The following is a 6584-nucleotide window of genomic DNA, read 5'->3' on the forward strand; positions in this document are numbered from 1 at the left end:
GAGCCAGAAAGCGCGAAGCGGGCCTGTTTTTGCTCCTGCAAAACATGCATTTCCGCCATCCATGGCGGTCAGGAATACAGCCCGTCCGGCGAGAGGGGCGGTCCGACGTTTCGGAAGGCCCCTCTATGAGGACAAGTGGCTTAACGTTTCTCGAAAACGCTTGAATAGAAATTTGTGGGACAGCTATGCACGTCATCCTGCTTTTTTATTCCTATTAACTACAATTCATTATACTTCTGTAAAGATCAGCACTAACGAATCCTTCTCATTTGTTAATCATGCCTCCCGACACTCTCTCCGAAAAATTCATCCTGGGCAGGCCTCAAAAAATCTCCGTTCAACTGTGATCCGGAAAGATAATCCGCCTCCTGCTATTAATCGGCATCCGAGTTCCTGAATAGCCAGATTTAAAGTCTCTTGCGGATAAAATATGATCTTATCGCCGGCCATTAAATCAACCGCGCATAAAACACTCCAGACAATATCAGAGTCTTTACAAATATTCTTCGAACAATACAAAAGAAGCGATATGCATCATATTTGGGCGAATGTAAAAATATCAGCAAAAAACCGCACCATTACAAAACATAATTTATTGAATAATAAAACGCTATTCAGGCCTAAAGAAAAAGATAATTTATTGATGCAGTGCAGAGTATTAACGTTATTCCTGAGCTTTTTAAATCTCCTTAATAACTAATATAGGTATCGCAGATGATTCCGTTTAAGAAAAAATCCGCTGTTAAGAAAGCCCTCGCCTCTTCACTTCTGGCCGCCGCGCTTGGCATAAGCCAGACAGCCGCTGCAGGCACTCTGTCACTGGCACACACCACCTGGGTTGGCTACGGCACTCTGTATCTGGCACGCGACCTTGGTTATTTCAAAGAGCAGGGTCTGGAAGTTAAGTTACAGGCGATTGAAGAAGCTTCGATGTATATGGCCGCTCAGGCTTCCGGCAATCTGGATGGCGCCGCCTCCACCATCGACGAAGTTCTGAAATACCGTCCAAATATGTGCTTTAAATCGGTTATCGCATTGGATGACAGCTTTGGTGGTGACGGTATTGTAACCGGCAACGACGTTAAGTCGCTGAAAGATCTTAAAGGAACCAAAGTCGCAGTAAACGAAGGCTCTGTTTCCCAGTTCTGGCTGTCCTACCTGCTGGAGAAAGACGGTATGACCATGGACGACCTGATTATCCAGAACATGACCGCTGACGACGCCGCAAGCGCCTTTATCGCCGGTCGTGTACCAACCGCAGTTACCTGGGAACCACACCTGTCTCTGGTGCGTAACAATAAAGCCGGTAAGGTACTGGTAGACAGCAGTCAGACTCCGGGCGTTATCGTTGACGTTGTTGAACTGAACTGTGACGTCATTGAGAAACGTCCTGAAGATGTTAAAGCTTTGGTTGCCGGTATTTATAAAGCTGTTGAATTCACCAAAGAGAATCCTGAAAAAGCCTATGAAATTATGGCTAAAGGTGTTGGTGGCTATCTGGCAGATCCGGCTGAATTTGCAGCGGCAGCTGCTAATGTCCGCTTCTATGACAAAGCGATGAACGAAGCTTTAATGTCTCCATCGGGTGAAATCAAAGAGCTGGTCGAAATCGCGGACAAAACCTGGAGTAAGCTGCAGGGCCGTGATCTGAATGTAAGCTACGACGATCTGGTCGACAGCAGCTTCCTCGCGCAATAAGGTTTGTTATTCATGTCTAAAAACAGTGTTCTTCAAAACTGTATGACACCAAAAGAAGAGCTGCCACGGCAGCTCATTCTCAGCACTGGTGTTATTGCCTGGCTGGTATTAATTCTGGCCTGGGTTCTGCTCGCAGCCAGCGATATCGTTCCCGATATGTTCCTGCCGTCTCCGATACAGGTCTTTGAGGCCGGTGTTCGCCTTGCAGAAAACGGCACCCTGATGACTCATGTATGGTCAAGTTTTCAGGTCGTTATTATTGGCTTTCTTATTTCTTCAGTGGTAGCCGTGCCGGTCGGGCTGATGATGGGCAGCTTCCGTATAGTTCAGGCCTTCCTGGAGCCACTGGTTAATTTTATCCGCTATCTGCCGGTTACCTCTTTTGTTCCTTTATTTATTCTGTGGATTGGTATTGGAATTGAACAGCGTGTAACTGTGATTATTTTCGGTGTCTTCTTCCAGCAGTTGGTCATGATTTCGGATGTTTCCCGCGGAGTTTCCAAAGATCTTATGCAGGCCGCATACACGCTTGGCTCCAGCCGCCGCGATGTCGTCATGCACGTTATTGCCCCAGCATCCCTGCCCGGAGTACTTGATACGCTGCGCGTTACCATTGGCTGGGCCTGGACCTATCTTGTTGTCGCCGAGCTGGTTGCTGCCTCCAGCGGTCTTGGCTACATCAGCCTTAAAGCTATGCGCGGCTTCCAGGTCGACGTTATTTTCTTAGCAATTGTGATCATTGGTATTCTTGGCCTGATCACTGACCAGTTTTTCCGAATTTTACGTGCGAGGTTAAGCGCATGGGCCAACTGAAATCCGTACCCAGCATCAGTGACGAACAACAGGACACTGGCAGCGATAACCTGCCAGTACAGCTTGAAGTTAAAAACGTCAGTCTGCGCTTCCCGAAACCTGATGGCGGCGAATTTACCGCCTTAAATGATATTTGCATGGAAGTCCGGGATCAGGAGTTTGCCGTTATTGTCGGTCCTTCAGGTTGTGGTAAATCCAGCCTTCTGTATCTTACTGCCGGTCTGAATTCACCGAGCAATGGCCAGATCACCGTAGCCGGAGAGACGGTTACCGGGCCAGGGCCAGACCGTGGCATGGTGTTTCAGGGCTATACCCTGTTTCCATGGCTGACCGTTCGTCAGAACATCGAATTTGGTCTTAAGCGCAAAAAAATGCCTGCTGCACAGCGCAAGGAGATCGTTGATTTTTATCTGCATGAAGTAGGTCTGGATAATTTCGCCGACAACTATCCAAAACAACTGTCCGGCGGTATGAAGCAGCGCGTAGCTATTGCCCGGGCGTTGGCCAACGATCCTAAAATCCTGCTGATGGATGAGCCATTTGGCGCGCTCGACAGCCAGACACGCCTACAAATGCAGCAACTGTTATTACGTATCTGGGAGCACAAAAAGAAAACCGTTGTGTTCGTTACCCATGATATTGATGAAGCAATTCTGCTTGCCGACAGGGTATTCGTCATGGGCTCCAAGCCTGGCCATATCCGCAAAATTATCGATGTAAAAATTCCCCATCCACGCACACTGGATCTGGCTATGGAACCTGAATTTATTGCATTGAAACGTGAAGTCATGACCTTGCTTCACGATGACCTGATCGAAATTCATTGAGATAGTTTTATGTCTGATAACACCTATGATTACATCGTTGTTGGTGCCGGTTCATCGGGCAGCGTAATTGCCAGCCGTCTGAGCGAAAATCCGGATGTAAAAGTTCTGTTGCTGGAAGCTGGCGGAAGTGACAACAATCTGAGAATTAAGACTCCGGCTGGTACCATTACCCTGTACACCAGCAAAACCTATAGCTGGAATTATTTCTCTGTTCCGCAGAAAGAAATGAATAACCGGGAAATGCACTGCCCGCGCGGTAAAGCACTGGGTGGTTCTGCCTCTATGAACAGCATGCTGTATATCCGCGGACATGCCAGCGACTACGAGCGCTGGAAAGATGCAGGCTGCGAAGGTTGGGGCTGGGACGATGTCCTGCCGTATTTCCGCAAGTCAGAAAAGAATATGCTCGGCCAGGACAGTAAATACCACGGCACCGATGGCCCGCTTGTGGTTGATAAGCCAAAAGATCCTAATCCGTTCACCTACCGCTTTCTGAAAGCTGCACAAAATGCGCTCGGCGTTAAAGAAAACAAAGACTTTAACGGCGGTGAAATGGAAGGCTGCGGTATTTACAACGTTAATCAGAAAGACGGTAAGCGTTTATCCAGCTATCAGGCTTTCGTTGCCCCGGTATTGGCCAGTCGCCCGAATCTGACAGTAAAAATCAACTCTCAGGTCGATAAACTGATTCTGGATGGCAACCGCGTCACCGGTATGCAGATCAGCGATGAATCCGGCACGCACATGCTGAACGCCCGCAAAGAAGTGATTCTGTCAGCCGGGGCCCTGGGTACACCTCATATTCTGATGCGCTCAGGCATCGGCCCTGAAGATCAGCTGAAAAATGCAGGTATTGAGACGCTGGTAAATCTGCCGGGTGTTGGCCAGAACCTGCAGGACCATCTGGACGGTCTGGTAACCGTACGCTCTAACAACAGTAAAACGCTGGGTTTCTCTGTGGGCTCTCTGCCCGCCGTGCTGACCTCGCCATTCCGTTATATTTTTGGCCGTAAAGGCTGGCTCACCACCAACTATGTGGAAGCCGGTGGTTTCTTTAAAACGCCGCTGGCGACCGACCTGCCGGATGTTCAGTTCCATTATGTTCCGGGTTACCGCAGCCATCGTGGCCGTCTGTTTGAATGGGGACACGGTTACGCCATTCACGTCTGTGTGCTGCGTCCGAAAAGCATTGGCGAACTGCGCCTGGGCAGCAAAGGTGAACTGCTGCTGGATTACAACTTCCTGTCCGATATGGAAGATGCCAAAGTGCTGACTGAAGGTATGCGTCTGGCGCGCAAAGTTCTGGCTGATACTGCCTATGACGATTCACGTGGCACTGAAATGCTGCCGGGCAAAGACGTACAGAGTGATGAAGAAATGCTCGCTAATATCCGTCAATACGGCGCTACCGTATTCCACCCGGTCGGCACCTGTAAGATGGGCCATGACGACATGTCAGTGGTTACACCGGACCTTAAAGTGAAGGGACTTGAAGGTCTGCGCATTGCTGATGCGTCTGTGATGCCGACACTGATCTCCGGTAATACCAGTGCCCCCTGCATGATGATCGGGGAAAAGGCTGCAGATCTGATCCGCGCCTGAACTCACAACTCTCCCGCCAGCCACTGCGCACTTCTGGTGTACAGTGGCTTTTTTATGCATGTTATTCCTGTGGGAGTCCATCAGTCTGGAAAGCGACGCATGAGAGCAAAGAAAGTACGCTTGCAAAGAAAGTACGGTGGATGTATACGGCATTACCGACAAAAAATACGGGAAATGCTGCAGAAGCACGCAGTAAAAACTAAGACACCAATCCATAGTAAAACCGCATAATGAAAACCTGCGGCATAAAGACCCGCAGCTTTCACCAGCGGGTCCTCAGGGATAGCAGAAATTACTGCGGCATATTCGCCACAAAAGCCGCCACATCTTTCAGCTGCTGCTCATTCATATTTTTGATCACACCCATCATCGGTGAGTTCTGGCGCTCGGGATCATTATTCAGAAACTTCATCAGAGTCGCTTCAAGGTATGCGTACGGCTGACCAGCGATACGCGGATACTGTTGGCTGCCATGACCTTCTTTACCATGGCAGACAAAACACACACTGTTGTACACAGCGGCGCCGCGGGCATTGGAAGGCACCGGCTGCTCACGGGGTTTGACGTCCATTTGTGCAAAGTACAGAGCAACCGCGATGCGGTCGTCTTTGCTCAGACCAACTGCCAGCTTGCTCATCACATAGTCTTTGCGCACGCCGTTAGCAAAATGCTCGAACTGGGTGAACAGATAGCTGGCATTCTGACTGGCCAGGTTCGGAATATAGTCGCGTTTACTGTTGCCGTCGTCGCCATGACAGCGCACACATAAGGTGGCGCGTTCTTTACCGTCTTCAAGAGCCGCCTGATGCAGGGCCGGATTATTTTCAATAATCGCCAGTTCCTGCAACATGGATTCAACACTGTCCGCAGCAGCACTGAACGATGCCAACGACACAACTACAGCCATCAGTATCCTGATCATAGGATGCTTTCCTTTCAATTTTTTAAGGGCGTTATCAGAGCAAGTTGCTAAAGATACGCAGCTGCAATCCTGAGGCCAAGTATCTGTATGAGACTCGTTCGCTTATCTCAGCGAAAGACTGACCTGCATCAACTGACAATTCCCTCATAAAATCAAAGGAATAACTGCTGTGATCACACTACAGCAGCGTTGCCCGCAGAAAACATCGGCCAATATCCGCCAGACGCTGCACGCGGCCTAGGCTGAATCGGTGCATTCAGGTACACTTGCGGGCTTTCTAAACTGCACTCAGATCCGATTATTACGCCATGATGCAAGAGACCTACAGCCCCCGCGATATAGAATCTTCCGTACAGCAACACTGGGAAGAAAATCAGGTATTTAAAGCCGTTGTCGACAGCAACAAAGAGAAGTTCTACTGCCTGTCGATGTTTCCATACCCAAGCGGCCGGCTACACATGGGTCACGTGCGTAACTACACCATTGGTGACGTGATCTCGCGCTATCAGCGCATGCAGGGCAAAAACGTGATGCAGCCAATGGGCTGGGACGCGTTCGGCCTGCCGGCTGAAAACGCCGCTATCAAACATCAGGTGGCACCGGCCAAGTGGACCAAAGAAAACATCGCTTATATGAAAGGCCAGCTGAAATCCCTGGGTTTCGGTTACGACTGGAACCGTGAGCTGGCCACCTGTGATCCGGAATACTATCGCTGGGAACAG

General features: G+C 49.6%; 6 protein-coding genes. 5 read left to right on the plus strand and 1 reads right to left on the minus strand.

The window, feature by feature from the left end:
• Window positions 1–714 precede the first annotated feature (714 nt).
• From B2Z72_RS17970 to B2Z72_RS17985, 4 genes are read left to right on the plus strand one after another with little or no spacing between them, the layout of a single operon-like run.
• Window positions 715–1698 carry an ABC transporter substrate-binding protein gene (locus B2Z72_RS17970; protein ID WP_296984439.1) on the plus strand — a complete coding sequence of 328 codons (984 nt, stop codon included), beginning with the start codon at window positions 715–717 and terminating at the stop codon, window positions 1696–1698.
• 12 nt (window positions 1699–1710) lie between these two features.
• On the plus strand, window positions 1711–2511 hold the full coding sequence (locus B2Z72_RS17975; protein ID WP_296984440.1) for an ABC transporter permease: 801 nt from the start codon (window positions 1711–1713) through the stop codon (window positions 2509–2511).
• Window positions 2499–3338, plus strand: a complete 840-nt coding sequence (locus tag B2Z72_RS17980) for an ABC transporter ATP-binding protein (protein ID WP_296984442.1) — start codon at window positions 2499–2501, stop codon at window positions 3336–3338. Before B2Z72_RS17975 ends, B2Z72_RS17980 begins: the two co-directional genes overlap by 13 nt.
• A gap of 9 nt (window positions 3339–3347) precedes the next feature.
• A complete protein-coding gene (locus B2Z72_RS17985; protein ID WP_296984443.1) occupies window positions 3348–4940 on the plus strand; it encodes a GMC family oxidoreductase in 1593 nt (530 codons plus the stop codon).
• A gap of 292 nt (window positions 4941–5232) precedes the next feature.
• Here the strand turns inward: B2Z72_RS17985 and B2Z72_RS17990 are convergent, their stop codons facing one another.
• Entirely contained in the window at window positions 5233–5862 is a 630-nt protein-coding gene (locus B2Z72_RS17990) for a c-type cytochrome (RefSeq protein ID WP_296984444.1), read from the minus strand.
• Window positions 5863–6170: 308 nt separating this feature from the next.
• On the opposite strand from B2Z72_RS17990, the gene B2Z72_RS17995 reads away from it, so the two are divergent.
• On the plus strand, window positions 6171–6584 hold a 414-nt coding region (locus B2Z72_RS17995), incomplete at its 3' end, for a class I tRNA ligase family protein (protein ID WP_414716712.1).

Origin of the sequence: Thalassolituus sp. UBA6592 (assembly GCF_002433655.1) — a bacterium.
Lineage (GTDB): Bacteria > Pseudomonadota > Gammaproteobacteria > Pseudomonadales > Oceanobacteraceae > Venatoribacter.